This is a genomic window from uncultured Paenibacillus sp., assembly GCF_963515335.1.
Classification (GTDB): domain Bacteria; phylum Bacillota; class Bacilli; order Paenibacillales; family Paenibacillaceae; genus Paenibacillus_I.
The window spans coordinates 1-17317 of the sequence record NZ_CAUPYC010000001.1; the positions used below are offsets into that span (position 1 = coordinate 1).

The 17317-nt window shown below is 60.7% G+C and carries 14 protein-coding genes and 1 pseudogene; 3 read left to right on the forward strand and 12 right to left on the reverse strand.

What is annotated here, in order from left to right; genetic code table 11:
• Positions 1-50: 50 nt before the first annotated feature.
• Positions 51-263: a hypothetical protein gene (locus RWM61_RS00005; RefSeq protein ID WP_313995864.1), complete on the reverse strand. Its 213-nt coding sequence runs from the start codon at positions 261-263 to the stop codon at positions 51-53.
• Positions 264-446: 183 nt separating this feature from the next.
• Between RWM61_RS00005 and RWM61_RS20150 the strand changes: the two are divergent.
• A pseudogene (locus RWM61_RS20150) lies at positions 447-815 on the forward strand (SPL family radical SAM protein); the annotation flags it as partial.
• Positions 816-1182: 367 nt separating this feature from the next.
• Here the strand turns inward: RWM61_RS20150 and RWM61_RS00015 are convergent.
• The 8 genes from RWM61_RS00015 to RWM61_RS00050 form a co-directional block, all read right to left on the reverse strand.
• Positions 1183-2820 (reverse strand): MDR family MFS transporter, encoded by a 1638-nt coding sequence (locus RWM61_RS00015; RefSeq protein ID WP_313995870.1) that lies wholly within the window; start codon positions 2818-2820, stop codon positions 1183-1185.
• 33 nt (positions 2821-2853) lie between these two features.
• A complete protein-coding gene (locus RWM61_RS00020; protein ID WP_313995873.1) occupies positions 2854-3363 on the reverse strand; it encodes a MarR family transcriptional regulator in 510 nt (169 codons plus the stop codon).
• Between the two features lie 148 nt (positions 3364-3511).
• Positions 3512-4399: an urease accessory protein UreD gene (locus tag RWM61_RS00025; protein ID WP_313995876.1), complete on the reverse strand. Its 888-nt coding sequence runs from the start codon at positions 4397-4399 to the stop codon at positions 3512-3514.
• A complete protein-coding gene (gene ureG, locus RWM61_RS00030) occupies positions 4359-5045 on the reverse strand; it encodes an urease accessory protein UreG (RefSeq protein ID WP_313995879.1) in 687 nt (228 codons plus the stop codon). Before ureG ends, RWM61_RS00025 begins: the two co-directional genes overlap by 41 nt.
• A 72-nt stretch (positions 5046-5117) precedes the next feature.
• Positions 5118-5819 (reverse strand): urease accessory protein UreF, encoded by a 702-nt coding sequence (locus RWM61_RS00035; RefSeq protein WP_313995882.1) that lies wholly within the window; start codon positions 5817-5819, stop codon positions 5118-5120.
• 12 nt (positions 5820-5831) lie between these two features.
• Positions 5832-7544: an urease subunit alpha gene (ureC, locus tag RWM61_RS00040; protein ID WP_313995885.1), complete on the reverse strand. Its 1713-nt coding sequence runs from the start codon at positions 7542-7544 to the stop codon at positions 5832-5834.
• Positions 7541-7909 carry an urease subunit beta gene (locus RWM61_RS00045; RefSeq protein ID WP_313996360.1) on the reverse strand — a complete coding sequence of 123 codons (369 nt, stop codon included), beginning with the start codon at positions 7907-7909 and terminating at the stop codon, positions 7541-7543. The genes ureC and RWM61_RS00045 overlap by 4 nt, the downstream gene beginning before the upstream one ends.
• Before the next feature lie 103 nt (positions 7910-8012).
• Positions 8013-8318, reverse strand: a complete 306-nt coding sequence (locus RWM61_RS00050) for an urease subunit gamma (RefSeq protein ID WP_313995888.1) — start codon at positions 8316-8318, stop codon at positions 8013-8015.
• A 279-nt stretch (positions 8319-8597) separates the two neighbouring features.
• Between RWM61_RS00050 and ilvD the strand changes: the two genes are divergently transcribed.
• Positions 8598-10268, forward strand: coding sequence for a dihydroxy-acid dehydratase (ilvD, locus tag RWM61_RS00055; protein ID WP_399537597.1), 1671 nt, complete (start codon positions 8598-8600; stop codon positions 10266-10268).
• 79 nt (positions 10269-10347) lie between these two features.
• Here the strand turns inward: ilvD and RWM61_RS00060 are convergent, their stop codons facing one another.
• Positions 10348-11742, reverse strand: a complete 1395-nt coding sequence (locus tag RWM61_RS00060) for a polysaccharide deacetylase family protein (RefSeq protein ID WP_313995894.1) — start codon at positions 11740-11742, stop codon at positions 10348-10350.
• A gap of 158 nt (positions 11743-11900) precedes the next feature.
• Here RWM61_RS00060 and RWM61_RS00065 point away from each other — a divergent pair, with 158 nt between their 5' ends.
• Positions 11901-13019: an AI-2E family transporter gene (locus RWM61_RS00065; RefSeq protein WP_313995897.1), complete on the forward strand. Its 1119-nt coding sequence runs from the start codon at positions 11901-11903 to the stop codon at positions 13017-13019.
• 21 nt (positions 13020-13040) lie between these two features.
• Here RWM61_RS00065 and RWM61_RS00070 read toward each other — a convergent pair whose 3' ends face one another.
• Entirely contained in the window at positions 13041-14861 is a 1821-nt protein-coding gene (locus RWM61_RS00070) for a penicillin-binding transpeptidase domain-containing protein (RefSeq protein ID WP_313995900.1), read from the reverse strand.
• A 158-nt stretch (positions 14862-15019) separates the two neighbouring features.
• A complete protein-coding gene (locus RWM61_RS00075) occupies positions 15020-17185 on the reverse strand; it encodes a methyl-accepting chemotaxis protein (RefSeq protein ID WP_313995903.1) in 2166 nt (721 codons plus the stop codon).
• Between the last annotated feature and the right edge of the window lie 132 nt (positions 17186-17317).

Genomic DNA, 17317 nt, shown 5'->3' on the forward strand with positions numbered 1-17317 from the left:
CAATTTTGGCGTAATGACTGATTACCAGTTACTGACTTGAACTGCATAGGTCATGGATCCACCAACGCCGAGACATAATAAGTAAGCGACGGAAGAAAATAAGCGGCAACGAAAAACGGCTTGTCGGACGGCAGCTTCCCCCAGCAAATCCGTTCGCCGTACAGCCGCAGCACCGTCCCCGTCAGCAGCGACAAAAAGCCGTCCGGCAGACGCAAATGCTCGACCGGCCTGGAGTCGATCGCGATTAAGGAGCTGGCTGTCATGCGGTCATCCCCCGCTTCTATTTCGAACATCGGTAATGAGGATTGTAAAGATATACGCTCAAAAAAGCAAGAATCTCCGCCGTCCCGATTGGAAATAACAGCCGCTTTCACCGGCGGCGTGAATGTGTTAAATTGGGATAGGAACATTTGTTCTGATTCCATAGGAAAGCCGGTGCATCAGCCATGACGACGAAACAGACAGCGCACTATGAAACGATACAGGCCAAAACCGTCCTCAATGCCGTAAAGGCCCCGTCGATGCCGTTCGACTGGTCGATCAACCCTTACCGCGGCTGCCGGCACGGCTGCAGCTTCTGCTACGCCCGTTCGACGCACGCCTTTCTCGGCCTCGGCGCCGACGACACGTTCCAGAACCGGATTCTCGTCAAAAGCAACGCGGCGGAAGCGCTGTCCGCCCAATTGAAGCGTTTGGCCCGAACGCGCGGAGACGCGCTCCGGCGGTCGCATGTGGCGATCGGGACGGCCACCGATCCTTACCAGTCGGCGGAAGCGGAGGCGAAGCTGACGCGCGCCTGTCTGGAGCTGCTCGCCGGGGGCAGTTCGTCCGCAGCCTGCGCCTCCCCTTGTATGCCCGCTGCTTCGATGTGCAAACTAGAGAGGCGGCGAAGGGAGGTGTGCGCATGGGCAAACAGCAAGGCCACGGCCGTCAGAATACAACGACCAGAACGTCCGACAAGAAAGGCAATGCCTCCGGCAACAATCACTGACCCCCATAATCGAGCGGCTGCGCTTCTGCAGATTTACCTGCCGAAGCGCAGCCGTTTTTTCGCAAACTTATAGCTTCCTTGCACCGTACGCGGCGACGGCTTTCCCGTCTATGCGCAGCTCGACCCATCCCTGGTCGAGAAGAGGGACAACCGAGCTGAAGCTCGTACAGTTATCCATGGGCTGTCACCAATCAGGACTGCTCCGCATTCCGCCGCCCTGCCCCTGCGGGCGCTGGGGCCGCTTCGGAAGCATTTGGCTTGCGGGCGCTGCGGAGCGGAATCTCCTTCAGGAACAGCGTCAGCAGCAACGCCCCCGCCATCACGACGCCGCCTGTGAAGAACACGCCGGTCAGTGCATAGCTCAGCGCATCGCGCAGCGTCTCCACGAGATTGGCAAAGACCGCTTGCAGGTCGGCAGGAAGACCTTCCCGAAGCTTGTCCAGCTTGCCCGGATCGAGCAGCGCCTGCGGATCGCGCAGCGCCTCGAACGCCTTGGCCGCTTCAGGCGGCAATTCCTTGGGCAAGCCGGCCGACCCTGTAGCGGCGCCCTTTTCCATCATGCGGGAAGCCAGACGGTTCGCCAGCACGGTCGACATGACCGAGACGCCGATCGTGCCGCCAAGCGAACGGAACAGCTGGGACGAGGCGGTCGCCACGCCCAGCAAGCGCTGCTCGACCGCATTCTGTACGGTCAGCGTGAACACCGGCATGGCAATCCCCAAACCGAGTCCGGTAACGATCATATACACGATCGCCTCAAAGGTCGACGTCCCGCGACCCATCGTGGAGAGCAGGTACATGCCGGCCATCATGATGACGACCCCCGCCAATGCGAGCAGCTTATATTTCCCGGTGCGCGTCGTAATCGCCCCGCCGACCGCGCTGCCGAGAACAAGGCTGAGCGTCATCGGCATCGTCACATAACCGGACATCGTGGCGGACGTCCCCATCACGCCCTGCACGAACCAGGGCATGTACATGATCGCTCCGAACATGCCCGCGCCGAGCAGGAAGCTCGCCGTATTCGACACGGTAAATATGCTGTTCCGGAACAGGCCGAGCGGCAGTACCGGGCTGCTTGCCCGGCGTTCCGCCGCAATGAACAGACCCAGCATGACCGCTGCCGCGAGCAACAGGCCGATAATCGTCGCCGAATCCCATTCGTATTTCGTCCCTGCCCACGAGAAGGCGAGCAGCGCGGGCACCATCGTCAGCGCCAGGAGCAGCGAGCCCGCATAATCGACGGTCTCGCCTTGCCTGCGCGGCACCTTCGGAAACAACGCCCAGATCATGACGAAGGCAACGATCCCGAAAGGAAGGAATACCCAGAATACCCACCGCCACTCCATGTTGTCCACGATATACCCGCCGAGCGTGGGGCCGAATACGCTGGCCAGCCCGAACGCGGCGCTCATCGTCCCTTGCCACCGGCCCCGTTCGCGCGGCGCGAACAGGTCGCCGATCACGGTGAACGCCGTGGACATGATCATGCCGGCGCCCAGACCCTGTATCCCGCGATAGATGATCAGTTGAATGATGTCGCCCGACAGGCCGCAGAGCAGCGAGCCAAGCACGAAAACTCCGATGCCCACCAGAATGAACGGCTTCCTGCCGTAGATATCCGACAGCTTGCCGACCAGAATGGTCGTTATGCTGGAGGTCAGCATGAACACCGTGAACACCCAGCTGTAATACTCCATCCCGCCCAGCCGCTCGACGATTCTCGGGAGCGCCGTGCTGACGATCGTCTGGTTGAGCGCCGCGAACAGCATCGCGGCGATGACGGCCGACATGATCGTCATCTTTTTTCGATGGTCCAAATGCTCCACGCCTTACCGGCTCCCTTCTTAAATCGCATCTCCCTATTCCGGCATGCGTCTTTGTTCATTTTGTTCCATGTTGCGCAGAATATGTTCGTAGATGGCCGTCAACTGCACGATTTCTTCGCGTGACAGCCCCGTGAACATCCGGTTCAGAATCTCCCGTCTTTTCGCCATAATCGTCTCGACCAAAGCGCGCCCGCTGCCGGTGATGCCGAGCTGCACGACCCGGCGGTCGTCCTCATTGCGGTCGCGCACAATGAATCCGAGCTCAAGCAGCTTGTCGGCAATGCCGGTAATCGCGCCCGAAGTGACGGACAGCATCTCGGCCAGCGCCGACGCTTTCTGCGGGCCGAAACGCTCCAGCTTGACGAGAATGCCCGCCTGGGTATGGGTCAGGCCATGCAGGTCGGCTTTGTTCCACTCCGACACCACCTTGCGCTGCACGCCGCGAAACGCATCCTCAAGCTTCGACAGTTCCTCTTCCGTCACCGACTCGGGGCCAGTTCCGTCCGGCGCGCCGCTGCCGCCGTTATTCCGTTCGTCCTTCATGATTCACCTGCCTTCACATTCATCCTTTGATATACCAGTAAATATTTTAGCACTAAACTATTTAATTGTAAAATTTCACTCGCCCGCCCGCCGGAGCCGAAAAAAATCCGGATTCCCATAAGCGGGAACCCGGATCATGCTCGCTTCGTTACCTTTGATGCAAAGCAAAAGGCGGAAGGCCGTCCAGCGAATGCCTCACCGCCGACCACGCCGCATGCAGCGTCCGCTGCAGCTGCCAGGCCGTCCTCCCGGCAGCAAGGACCGCCAAGCCGTGGCGGTAAGTGAGGCTTGCGCCCGCAACGATTGCCGCCGGACCGTCTCCGGCGCCCGCCTCAAGCGCCGCGCGCACGGCCGCGAGCTCCGCCGGGGTGATCCGATCGGAGAACGCATGGAATGTGCCGGTATGCGTCATATCCTCCCAAGCGCCGGGAGCGGCAAGCCGCTGCTGCGCGGGCAGCACGAGCTGCCGGCTGCGGAAAATCGGCTCCCCGCCGTAACGGACGGTCAGCCGGTTGTCCAGCCGCCTGTACAGAAACGATTCGCCGCGCAGCAGCCGGCCGGGACACAGCACCTCGGACTGCATCCAGACGGCGCCGGGGCCGAGCTCGACCTCGGTGGCGCTCCTAAAGTCCGCGTCCTTGTACAGCATCATCGGCTCCATCATCGATTGCGCGCAAGCGCCCTCCCCGACGACGAACCGCTGCGTCAGCTCCGCGGCCGTGCCCGGCTTGCACGGATGCACCTTCGTGTAGCTCTGGTTCGTGACGTACAGCCGCGTTCCGGCCGCCAGAGTCCAATCGAACGCGTAACGGTCGCCCGCCAGCATGCCCGGCGAGGCGTCCATCACGATCGCGGCCAGCTCGTGCGGGGTGTCGAACGTTTTGGCGATTTTGACCGGGGCGGTCTGATATTTGCCTTCGAGCATCGTCCGGCCGCCGCGCAGGGCGAACGACGCGCTGAGCACGGATGTCCGGCGGCCGTCCCGCTCCCCGCCTTCAGTGGGAATGCGAGACGCCGCGGGCATGCGCAAGCTCATGTTCGATCCAGTTCATGATGGCATCGACGCCCTCGCCGCCGAATAAGTTCGAGAAAACATACGGCCGGCCGCCGCGCATTTTTCGCGTGTCCTCCTCCATCACTTCAAGACTGGCGCCTACATGCGGTGCGAGGTCCGTCTTGTTGACGAGCAGCAGGTCGGAGCGCATAATGCCGGGACCGCCCTTGCGCGGGATTTTCTCGCCCTGCGCGACGTCGATCATGTAGATGAACCGGTCGACCAGCTCCGGGCTGAACGCCGCCGCGAGGTTGTCGCCGCCGCTTTCGATCAGGATGAAATCGAGATTCGGGATGCGGGCTTCAAGCTCCTCGATCGCCTCGAAATTCATCGATGCGTCCTCGCGGATCGCCGTATGCGGACAGCCGCCCGTCTCGACGCCAATGATCCGTTCCTCCGGCAGGCAGCCGGTTTTGAGCAAAATGCGCGCATCCTCCGCCGTGTAAATATCGTTCGTGATGACCGCCATGCTGTATTTATGGCTGAGCGACTTGGCGATCCGTTCGACGAGCGCGGTTTTGCCGGAGCCCACAGGGCCTCCGATGCCGATCCGCAGCGGGCGCGAACGGTCGAATGCCGGCTGCTCCCAATCATGATGGTGATGCCCCGAACCCGAACCTTGACACATAGCGATTCCTCCATTTCATATCCTTTGTGAATGAATCCGTACCTGAACTAAACCAGCGACATGCCGACCGTGCTAAGACATGAACAAGCGAGAATAAAGCGTCTCGTGCCGCATCGTCATGATGTCGGCCATCGGGACATTGCTGCAGGCCTCCTCCGGCGCGAGCGACTCGGCGATCCGCCGGCCTTCTTCCGTCAGCGGCGCCAGCCGGGCGATTATCGCCTGGCCTTCGGTCTGTCCCATGGACATGAGCCGAAGCGCGCTGCCGATGCAGGTGACGATGCACGCGTACAAGTAGCCCTGCACCGCCACCTCAAGCGGAACGCCGAGCCGCAGGCACGCGAAGCCGTGTACGAGCGGATGCGTCGCCAGGCACGCGCCCGCGCGGTACGCCCCTTGCAGCGGCTCCCAGTCGAGCTGCGGATGCATGCCGGCGGCAAGCCGCAGCAGCCGCCGCCCCATTTTCTCCACGCCGCCGCGCGACTCCGCCCCGAGCCGCTGGACATGCACGAGCCGCTCGATGCGCCACGCCCGTTCCCAATCCTCGGCCTCCGCGGCTTCATAGACCGCTTTGACGACGAGCGCGTCGCCGGTCGCCCAGCTCTGCAGCAGCATCGTCTCGGCATAGCGTTCAAGCTGCTCCGTGGTGGAGATCCGCCCCTCCTGGATCATGGCCTCAAGCCCGAATGAATGGGAGAATCCGCCGATCGGCAAGGCCGAATCGAGCAGCTGCTGCATGGCCAGCCACGGAATGACAGGCAAAGGCGAAGACAATGCGGCCACCTCCTAGAACAGAAAATACCGCTGCGCCATCGGCAGCGACTCGGCAGGCTCGCACGTGCAGGGCTCGCCGTCGACCGTCACCCGGTACGTTTCCGGATCGACCTCGATCTTCGGCGTCGCATCGTTGTGGATCATGTCCTTCTTGCCGATGCCTCGGCAGCCCTTGACCGGCTCGACCCGCTTCTGCAGCCCGAGCTCCTGCGCGATTCCGCGGTCGTAGGCCGCCTGCGACACGAAGGTGATCGAGCTTTGATGCTTCGCCTTGCCGAAAGCGGCGAACATCGGGCGGCCGAACACCGGCTGCGGCGTCGGAATCGAAGCGTTCGGATCGCCCATCTGCGCGTAGGCGATGCTCCCTCCCTTGAGCACGAGGTCCGGCTTGACGCCGAAAAACATCGGGCTCCACACGACCAGATCGGCGAATTTGCCCGGCTCGAGCGACCCCACCAGATGCGACACGCCGTGCGTGACGGCCGGATTGATCGTATATTTCGCGATATACCGCTTGATGCGGCAATTGTCGCTCGCCGTGTCCGGGAACAGCGGGCCGCGCTGCTTTTTCATCTTGTCCGCCGTCTGCCACGTCCGGATGATCACCTCGCCGACCCGCCCCATCGCCTGCGAATCGGAGCTGATCATGCTGAACACGCCCAAATCGTGCAAAATATCCTCCGCCGCGATCGTCTCCGGCCGGATCCGGGAATCGGCGAACGCGACGTCCTCCGGAATGCGGCTGTCGAGATGGTGGCAAACCATCAGCATATCCAGATGCTCTTCGATCGTGTTCACCGTGAACGGCCTGGTCGGATTCGTGGAGGACGGCAGCACGTTCGCTTCGCCGGCCGCGACGATGATGTCGGGCGCATGGCCCCCGCCGGCTCCTTCGGTATGATAGGTATGAATCGTACGGCCGGCAATCGCGGCCAGCGTATCCTCGAGGAAGCCCGCTTCGTTCAGCGTATCGGTATGGATGGCGACCTGCACATCGTAGGCATCGGCCGCCCGGAGGCACGCATCGATCGCCGCCGGCGTCGTCCCCCAATCCTCGTGCAGCTTGAGGCCGATCGCGCCGGCTTCGATCTGCTCGATGAGCGGTCCCGTGAACGAGGCGTTTCCTTTGCCTGTAAAGCCGAGGTTCATCGGAAAAGCTTCCGCCGCCTCCAGCATGCGCCGCATATGCCACGCGCCCGGCGTGCAGGTCGTCGCGTTCGTGCCGGTAGCCGGCCCGGTGCCGCCGCCGATCATCGTCGTCACGCCGGAGGACAGCGCCGTTTCGATCTGCTGCGGGCAGATGAAGTGGATATGGCTGTCGATGCCGCCTGCGGTTACGATTTTCCCTTCGCCGGCAATCACCTCCGTGCTCGCTCCGACGACCATCTTGGCGTCCACCCCGTCCATCAGGTCGGGATTGCCGCCTTTGCCGATGCCGACGATGACGCCGTCGCGAATGCCGATATCGGCCTTCACGATGCCCCAATGGTCGATGATGACCGCGTTCGTAATGAGCGTGTCGAGCACGCCTTCGCTGCGCAGCGCCCGGCTCGATTGCCCCATGCCGTCACGGATCACCTTGCCGCCGCCGAACTTGCATTCATCGCCGTAGACGGTGTAGTCCCGCTCGATTTCCGCCCACAGCTCGGTATCCGCCAGCCTGACGGCGTCGCCGGTCGTCGGGCCGAACATTTGCGCATAGCTTTTACGATCCATGGCGCTCAACTCCGCTCACCTTCCCATGCCTTCAGCCTCTCGCGCACCTGTTCGCCCACCGCGCCGCCGGCCGCTTCCCCGCGGGTCAATCCGTTCAGGCCGAAAGACCGTTTCAGCCCGCCGATCTCGGTCAGCCTCACCGGCTTCTCCTCGCCCGGCTCGAACCGGACGGCCGTCCCGGCCGGAATATCGAGCCGCATGCCGAACGCCTCCTCGCGGTCGAACGACAAGCCCCGGTTCACTTCAAAAAAATGATAATGCGAGCCGACCTGCACCGGCCGGTCGCCCTTATTGATGACGATCATTTCCCGCTTCCTGCGGCCGGCATTCAGCTCGATCGCGCCCGAAGCTGTACGGTACTCCCCTGGAATCATCACTTTCGTCTCCTCTCCGCGCCGAATGTGTTGCCGAACCTGTAATGCGCCATGCGCCATGCGCCATGCGTAATGCGTAACGCGTAATGCGCGATGCGCGATGTCAGCCCGCAATCGGATGATGGATCGTAACCAGCTTCGTGCCGTCCGGGAACGTCGCCTCCACCTGCACCTCATGGATCATTTCCGGCACGCCCGCCATCACTTGCTCGGCCTTCAAAATCCGGGTCCCGTATGCCATCAGCTCCGCGACGCTCATGCCGTCGCGGGCGCCTTCCAGTATCTCCGACGTGATCAGCGCCACGCTCTCGGGATAGTTGAGCTTCACGCCCCGGTTCAGCCGGCGGCGCGCCAGATCGGCGGCGATCGTCACCAGAAGCTTCTCCTTTTCGCGCTCCGTCAACTGCATGTTCTCGCACCTCGCTTTATCGTTTCCTACCATTATAGTAGCGGTCGGGGAGGAAGTAAATCATTTTATGTAAGATAATATAACATAATAAATTAAGATTAGTTTACACGGCTGGATTGTTTTGAGGTCAACAAACAGATGACGCCTTGAAGGTTGCATGTTTCCAATTGTTTCGCACCTCCGTCGCGGGCCGGGCAATCTAGCAAATGCCCGTTCATTGTGATAAACTCAAGCTTATGGACAAGAACATGGGAGGGAACAGTTTTGGCCGCTAAAAAAATGAGATCCGACATGATCACCAAAGGCTTCGACCGCGCGCCTCACCGCAGTCTTTTACGCGCCGCGGGCGTTAAGGAAGAAGACTTCGGCAAGCCGTTCATCGCGGTTTGCAACTCATATATCGACATCGTTCCGGGGCATGTGCACCTGCAGGAATTCGGCAAGCTCGTCAAGGAAGCGATACGCGAAGCGGGCGGCGTCCCGTTCGAGTTCAACACGATCGGCGTCGACGACGGCATCGCGATGGGCCACATCGGCATGCGCTACTCGCTCGCCAGCCGCGAGATCATTGCCGACTCCGTCGAGACGGTCGTCAACGCGCATTGGTTCGACGGCATGGTCTGCATCCCGAACTGCGACAAAATTACGCCGGGCATGATGATGGGCGCGCTGCGCGTCAACATCCCCACCATTTTCGTCAGCGGCGGGCCGATGAAAGCGGGCAAAACGTCCGACGGCCGCTCCATTTCGCTCTCGAGCGTCTTTGAAGGCGTCGGCGCCTACCAGGCCGGCAAGATCGACGAGAAAGGCCTGCAGGAGCTCGAACAGTACGGCTGTCCGACCTGCGGCTCCTGCTCCGGCATGTTTACCGCCAACTCCATGAACTGCCTGGCCGAGGCGCTCGGTCTCGCGCTGCCGGGCAACGGCACGATTCTGGCCGTAGCGCCGGAACGCCGCGAATTCGTCAAGCAATCCGCGCGCCAGCTGATGGAGCTGATCAAGCTGGATCTGAAGCCGCGCGACATCGTGACGATCGAATCGATCGACAACGCGTTCGCGCTCGACATGGCCATGGGCGGATCGACCAACACGGTGCTGCATACGCTGGCTCTGGCCCGCGAAGCCGGCTTCGAGTACCCGATCTCCCGGATCAACGAAGTGGCCGACCGCGTGCCGCACCTGGCGAAGATCGCGCCTGCGTCCGACTGGCATATCGAGGACGTGCACAACGCGGGCGGCGTCAGCGCCGTTATCAACGAATTGCTCAAGAAGCCCGATGCGCTCCACGGCGATCAAATGACAGTTACCGGCAGAACGCTGCGCGAGAACGCGGAAGGCCATGCGATCCTGAACACGGACGTCATCCATACGCTCGATAATCCGCATAGCGAGCGGGGCGGACTCGCCGTCCTGTTCGGCAACCTGGCTCCGGAAGGCTGCATCATCAAGGTCGGCGCGGTCGACAAATCGGTCGGCGGCTACCATAAGGGCCCGGCCATCTGCTTCGACTCGCAGGACGACGCCCTGCACGGCATCGCGAACGGCAAAGTGAAGGAAGGCCACGTCGTGGTCATCCGCTACGAAGGGCCGAAGGGCGGTCCCGGCATGCCGGAGATGCTCGCTCCGACGTCGCAAATCGTCGGCATGGGGCTCGGCGCGAAGGTCGGCCTGATTACCGACGGCCGCTTCTCCGGCGCGTCCCGCGGCATCAGCATCGGCCATATTTCGCCCGAGGCTGCCGAAGGCGGACCGCTCGCTTTTGTCAACGACGGCGACATCATCGAGCTCGACCTGGAGAACCGCCGAATCGAGCTGCTGATCAGCGACGAAGAGATGGCGGCGCGCCGCGCGGCGTGGAAAGGCTTCGAGCCGAAAATCACCCGCGGCTACCTCGCGCGTTATTCGCATCTCGTAACGAACGCCAGCATGGGCGGCGTCATGAAAATCTGACCGATCCGAAAAAAGCCGCCGGGCATTTGTGCCCGGGCGGCTTCTTTTTTGCGCATCATTCTCCATATCCGCTTGCTTATCAACTTCTTAAAGACATTCCGGCTTCCGCGCCAACGGCCTGTTCCTTCCAAAGCTTCTGCCGCGGACCGCCTGCCGTGACGTAGCGACGGTTGAATTCGTCCATCGACATCGCCATGATGTGCGGCACCAGCGTCGCCTGCTTGTCTCGCAGCCGTTCCTTGCCGCTTGGGTGCAGCACCATCATCAGCAGGCGCAAGTAATAGCGCGTGAAGAAACTGAACGGCCCTTTCGGCAAAGCCAGCACACTGAAGCCAAACGCTTCCGGCCCCCGGTGCATCATGCTAACGCCGTACAGGCCTTTGACCTCGTCGAATTCCCTGCGGCCTTCCATATGGGCGGCCAGCTTGGGAAGCGCCTTGTCGACCTCGCGAATGAGCTGAATCGCGGTTTGCAGCACGGAACGGGAATTCAGCATCACCTTCAGCAGCTTCTCATTATCGAAATGAAGCTCGATTACTTTATCCTTGTTCCCGATCGTCCGCCCGTCAGCCAGCACAAGCGTTTTCCCGTAATATGGCCGGATCCGGTAGTGAAAAATCGCGCCGTCGCCCACATCGACGATCCTGAACAGCACGTTGAAGCAGCGCTCCCAGGCCATCCACCCCGAAACCGCCATTCGTTTAAAAAAACCGAGTTTCCTTGCGCTTGCCCCGCCTGTCCGCTTATCCGCGCCGACGGCATTCCGCGCTTCATCCGTCACTGCAATCATCTCCTTAACGGTAACGAAACGGTAGCCGCGGTCGAGGCCCGCCTTCATGTAGGTCTCCAGCGCCTCCAGCATTTGGAGCGGCGCATCCTCGTCGGCTCCGAACGTCGTGCCGCGGTCGTGCAGCAGCACGATCTCGCCCGGCCGCAGCTTTTTCATCATTCGTTGGGTCAGTCGCCCGGCGCCCACACGGCTGCGCCAATCGCCGAACATCGCCGACCATAAAATAATTTGCAAATAACCGTGCTTGGAAAAATCAAACAGATTGACGATCCCCCACGGCGGACGGTAATAGCCGGGCCGCTGCCCGGTCGCCTTCTTGATGATATCGGACGTGCGGTGAATCTGCTTTTTCACGGCTCCCGGCCGCATCAGCCAATTCGTCTTATGAACGTAATTATGAATCCCGACGATATGCCCTTCGGCCTGCATGCGCGTCAGCAGCTCCGGGTGCTTTTCCGCATGGATCCCGACAACGAAAAACGTCGCTTTCGCTCCGTACCGCGCGAGCAGATCGAGCAGCAGGGGCGTGTACCTCGGATCGGGTCCGTCGTCGAACGTAAGCGCGATCTCGCGTTCGGCCCGTCCCCGCTTAAATACGCGGAAACCGAACGTTCGGCTGACGAAGCCGGGGAGAAACGCGTAAAAGGTCAATAAGTAAAAACCCCACAGCAATATACTCTCCATACTCTAGTTTCCCCACCATCCCTTAATCGCGCGCCAACAGTTGAACGCTCTCATGATGCTTTTCTCATTGCTTAATTGTATCATAACCTCATAAAAAATAGGCGTGTTTTCTAAAACTATAGTACAATCGGATTAGATTGAAGGGAAGGGGAATCGGCATGCTTACGTTCTACAAAAAATATTGGCGCACCGCATTTGACATCGCTCTCATCGCCTTGACGGTCTGGCTGATCATGTTCACGTTCAGCTTCCTGTACCGCATTGCGACTCCGGTTTTCCTGTCTTTCCTTATTTTTGCCTGCATTGAGCCGATCGCGAAGCGGTTGAACCGGATCGGCCTGAAGAAATCGCTCGCTTCGGCCGTCGCGATCCTGTTCTTCACCGTCGTTATACTCGGCGCTTTCATCGGCGCGGGTATTCTGGTCACAAGCGAGATCAACGGTTTAATCAATAAGCTGCCCGAATATCAAGAGGCCCTCACCGCGCAGGCCACCGACATCATTGCCTGGGTGCAAGCCCAGATGAATGCCGTCCCGGACGACGTGGTGGACAAATCGCAGAACGTCATCAACTCCATCACGAAGTGGGGCTCCGGCGTCGCGGCCGGCTTGCTCGGCTGGTTGGTCGGCTTCCTCTCCTCGTTCTCCGCGTTCGTCATCAATTTCGGGATCGGCATTATTTTGGCCTACTTCCTGAGCGTTGAGATCGAGACGTGGAAAAGGACCGCCGGAAGCAAGACGCCGAACACCTTCAAGAAGGCGTTCTACTTCCTGAAGGACAACGTGCTCGTCGGCATCGGCGGTTATTTGAAGTCACAGCTCATTCTCATCTCGATCACGTTCGCGGTCGTGCTCGTCGCACTGCTGGCGCTTGGGGTCGGCAACGCATTCACGATCGCCGTCCTGTCCGCGATCGCCGACGTGCTGCCGCTGCTCGGCGTAAGCACCGTGTTCATTCCGTGGATCATCTACCTGTTCGTAACGGGACAAACGACCTTGGCGATCTGGCTTTCCGTCATTCTCGGCGTCGTGCTGCTGACCCGCCAAATTCTCGAACCGAAAATAACCGGCGACACGCTCGGCGTATCCGCCTATACGATGCTGGTGTTTATGATCGTCTCCCTGTCGCTGTTCGGCGTCGCCGGCGTCATTCTGTCGCCGATTCTGGTCATCCTGATCAAGGCGCTGTACGATCAAGGGTATCTTCATCGGTGGATCAGGTCGCCCAAGGGCGAATTCGACATCCAAACCGTCCCCCCATCGGGGCCTACCGAATAAACGGCAAGCCTCCCATCCGTATTATCCGGATCGGGAGGCTTTTTCGTGCGCGGCAATGATATCCATAACGCCGCGGTACAGCGCGGTCGCCTGATTGGCGCTGCCCGCGGGCCTGTTGCCGGCCAGAACCGCCACCGCGTAGCGGGGCGACTCGACGGGGCCGTAGCCGACGAACCATTGGTGGTTGACAGGGGCGCCATTCACGGCAACGGCTTGCGCGGTACCCGATTTCCCCGCCAGCCTCCACTGCGCGCGCTGAAGCGGCTTGCCGGTGCCGGCCGATACGACCGCTTCCATCCCTTGAAGCAGCGCGCTTGCGGTGGCGGGGGAGACCCTTCCGAAACGGGAAGGGGCGCGTCGGGCTGGCAGCCGCGCCATCAACCGGCCGTCGGCGTAACGGATCTCCTTGACGATTCGCGGGGCCGACACGTCCCCGCCGTGCAGCAGCGTCACCATCAGGTTGGCGGCCTGCAGCGGCGTCACGGACACATCCCGCTGGCCGATCCCCGTTTGCGCCAACAATCCGCCGTCACGCCGGCGCGGGATACGGGCGAAGATGCGGCCCGCCTCCTCTTCCTCAAGCAATCTTCCTACCGGACCGGGCGGTTCTCCGCTCTTCGCCGCCTGCCACCCGACGCGCCGGCCGAGACCGAGCCGGTCCGCGGTCCTGTCCAGCTCGTCCGCCGTCAGCCGCTCCGCGATTTCAGCGAACGCGACGTTGCAGGACTGCGCCAGCGCCTCGATTAGCGTCAGCCGGCCGTGGCCTCCCGGCAGCCAGCAGGACAGCCCGTATTTGCCGTACTCGCCTTCACAATGGAACGTCTCCTTCGGATGCAGCCTGCCCGTCTCCAGCGCCGCGGCTTCCGTAACCAGCTTGAACACCGAGCCCGGCGCTGCGGCGCGCAGCGCCCGGTTAACGGTTTCATCCGCCCCTTCGCTGATGGAGAAAGGGTCGAGCTCCGGCCTCGATACAATCGCCGCAATGTCCGCATTGCGGGCGTCGAGCACGACGATCGCGCCTTCCTTCAGGCCATTCCGCGCGGCATAAGCCTCCAGCTTGCGCTGCAGCCCAAGATCGAGCGTCGTGACGACGGTAAGCGGAAAATACGGATTGTCCGGCGCCTTCACCTTCAATTCGTCAGCCGCACGAATCCCCCGCGTGTCAGCTTCGGCCGAGCGGGACCGGTAAGCGACCGTAGGCCCGGCGCCCTGCAGAAGCCGGTCAAGCGAACGCTCAAGGCCGATTCCCCCTACGGTGTCGGAGAGACTTCGATCCCCTCGCGCCAACTCCGGCGCATACAGTCTGGCCGTCAGCTCCGGATGCTGGCCGATGAATCCGATCGCATGTATGCCGGTCTTGTCCCCCGCGTAACGAATATGATACGGAAGCAGATAAACGCCGGGCACGCCGGCCGTGCGGATTGCTTTGTCCAATGCTTCGGGAAAAGCCGCAGGCGGCCCGTTGCCGTCCGCTCCGCGCCACCAGTCCGGCTCCTTCAGCCCTGCCAGCCAATCGGCCAGCATCTCATACTCGACATCCATAGCGGCGGCGAGCCGTCTTGCCGCGGCCGCATCGACGCGGCCCCCTGATGCGGCCGGAAAAGCGGCGACGCCGTAAATCGCGCCGCCCGTAATCGGCGCGCCGTACCGGTCGACAAAGTCTCCCCGTCCCGTATCGAGCACCAATCCTTCCTGCCGCTGCCTGACCGCCTGGACGACAAGCCCGTTCTTCTCCGCGGACGGCAAGCCGCCGCCCTGGAGCAGAAACAATCGCATCAGGTATACGGCAGCCAACCCGGCGAACGCCGCGGCCAGAACGAAAATCCGCCGTTTGTCCGTCATTCGCTCAACCGCCCCCCCTCCGCGCCTCTGCGCCCGCGTCTCTGCGCGTTTGCGCGCCTTTTCTACAGTTTTTCCAGATGCAGGCACAGGAATACCGAAAACAAAAAAACCCAACCTGAATAGTCAGGCCGGGGAGAACAAAGCATTATTGCGGCAAATTAACCGTTGGTTCTGAACCGCGAAAGCGTTTCTTTCAGCTGTGTCGACACGGTCTCCAGCTTGTTGGAAAGCTCGACGAGCCCTTCGCTTATGCTCAGCTGCTCATTGCTGAGCGAGGCCACTTCCTCGGATGTAGCGGACGCTTGCTGCGCGACGGCGCTCACGTTGCCCATCGCTTCCGATAGTACGGATTGCGTCTCGCCGAGCTGGCCCACCGATGCCGTCACGGTATCCAGATGGCCGACAAAACTGCCCATCTGGGTCTGCACGGACAGGAAAATCTGGTTCGCCTCTTTAACCGACTCGATCTGCTCCCGGAAGAGCGGATAAGCTTCGGACAGTACGCCGACGGTATCGTCGATTTCGCGCTGAATCGTCTCCGTTATCTGGGCGACGACGTCGATGGACTGTCTCGATTGATCGGCGAGCTTGCGGATTTCGTCCGCGACCACCATAAAGCCTTTGCCGGCCGCCCCCGCTCTTGCGGCTTCAATCGTCGCGTTAAGGGACAGGATGTTCGTCTGCTTGGTCAGGTTGTTGAGCACGTCCAGAATTTTGCGGATCGACCGGGTGCTGTCTTTCAGCTTGTCTACCTTCTCGACCATGCTGCGCGTCATATCCTCGGTCATGCCGGTTTTCTCGATAAGCGCCGCCATATAGCGGGTGCCCTGTTCACTTGCTTTCTCGACCTCGGTCGCGGAAGCGGCCATCAGTCCGCCGGCTTCGTTGACGTTCGCCATACGCACACCCATATCGTCCGTCAAGCCGCTGCCTTTCTCGGCTTCCACCGCCAGGCTCGTCGCCCCGTTTGCGATTTCCTCCGTGGCGACGGCGATTTCCTTGGCCGAGACGGCCGTCTTTTTGGATGCTTCCGACAGATCGCTTGCCGTTTGCAGCACCTCCTGCGCCGACCGGTTCGTCTGATCGACCAGCGAGGTGATCTGGGTCATCATTTGATTAAAGCTTTGGGCCAACTGCCCGATCTCATCCTGCTTATTAATGGAGGAGCGGATGGACAGGTTGCCTTTCTCGCCCTCGTTCATCAAATTGCGCAGCTGTCCAAGCGGCACGGCGATCATCCGGATAACGAGCAACCCGATCCCGACTGCGAGCAAGCCGGCAACAATCGCGGCAATCCACGTCAGGTTCCGAATCTCTTTGGCGTCCTCCACCAGCGAATCTACCGGAATCATACCGATAAGCCTCCAGTCCAGCTCATCGAATTGCTGGTAGACGCCGAGCGAATGCATGCCTTTATGCAAGCCGGTAAACGAGCCTGACGGCTTATCGGCCGAAGTGAGATCCAATTTCCCTCCGATTTCCGATTGATCCTCGGCGTATAGGATAGCGCCGTCCGCGCCCACGATATATAGGTCGCTGTCTGTGCCGAGCGAAATGTCGCCCAGTTGTTCCGACAGATTACGGTAATCGAACTCCAGCACCAACAGATACAAAGGCTCGCCCGTGTTGATCGACTTGATGAGCCGGGTCAGGCCGAACGTAGGCTTTGCCTGTTTTCCGTTCAATCCCGCAGGCTGCGTCGGAATCCAATACGGGCGCTCTTTGGATTCGATAGCCTTTTTGTACCAATCCGTTTCCATGGCCGCGGCCACATCCAACTGGCTGTTCCCCGAGGTAATAGGCTTCAGATAGTCGGCCAACGGAATCATCGCGCCGCCGTAAACGGTACGGCTGTTGCTTAGCAGGAAGGTTTGGAACACATTATCAATGGATTCCAGACTCTGGAATTCCTCAAAATCATCCAAGCCGCCGCGCGACAGCTCCAACGACAAAGACTGCAGGTTGTTGTCGACAAGCAGCTGCATGGTCAAGGCCTCATAATTCGCATACATCAAATCAAGCTTGCTGGCCGTTTGCGCGATCGTTTCCTGGCTGGCCTGGGATACCTTTTTCTTGATGATATCTTTGGATACGGAATAGGAGTATAGGCCGACCGCCAGCACGCAGGCCACGATGCTGCTGAAAATGATCAGGAACAGCTTCAGGCCGACCGAACGGGTGAGTCTCGTCTTGCCGACACCTTTGCCCGCATCCTTCAATCCCTCAGTTGACGCTTGCAGCGCTTTTTTCACGCCGTTCCATGTTGATTGCGTTTTCATGTTCGATTCGCCTTTGCCGGTTTTAAACTTGTCCATCCATTTCATGTGATATACACCGCCCGGATTCATTGTTAGGTAAAGCAGACTGAGGTGGCAGAAAGGGGCTCTCCCGTTCGCCGAGACGCGCCAAAAGACTGGAATACCCCAATATTCGACAAACTTCTCCCATATCCTTCA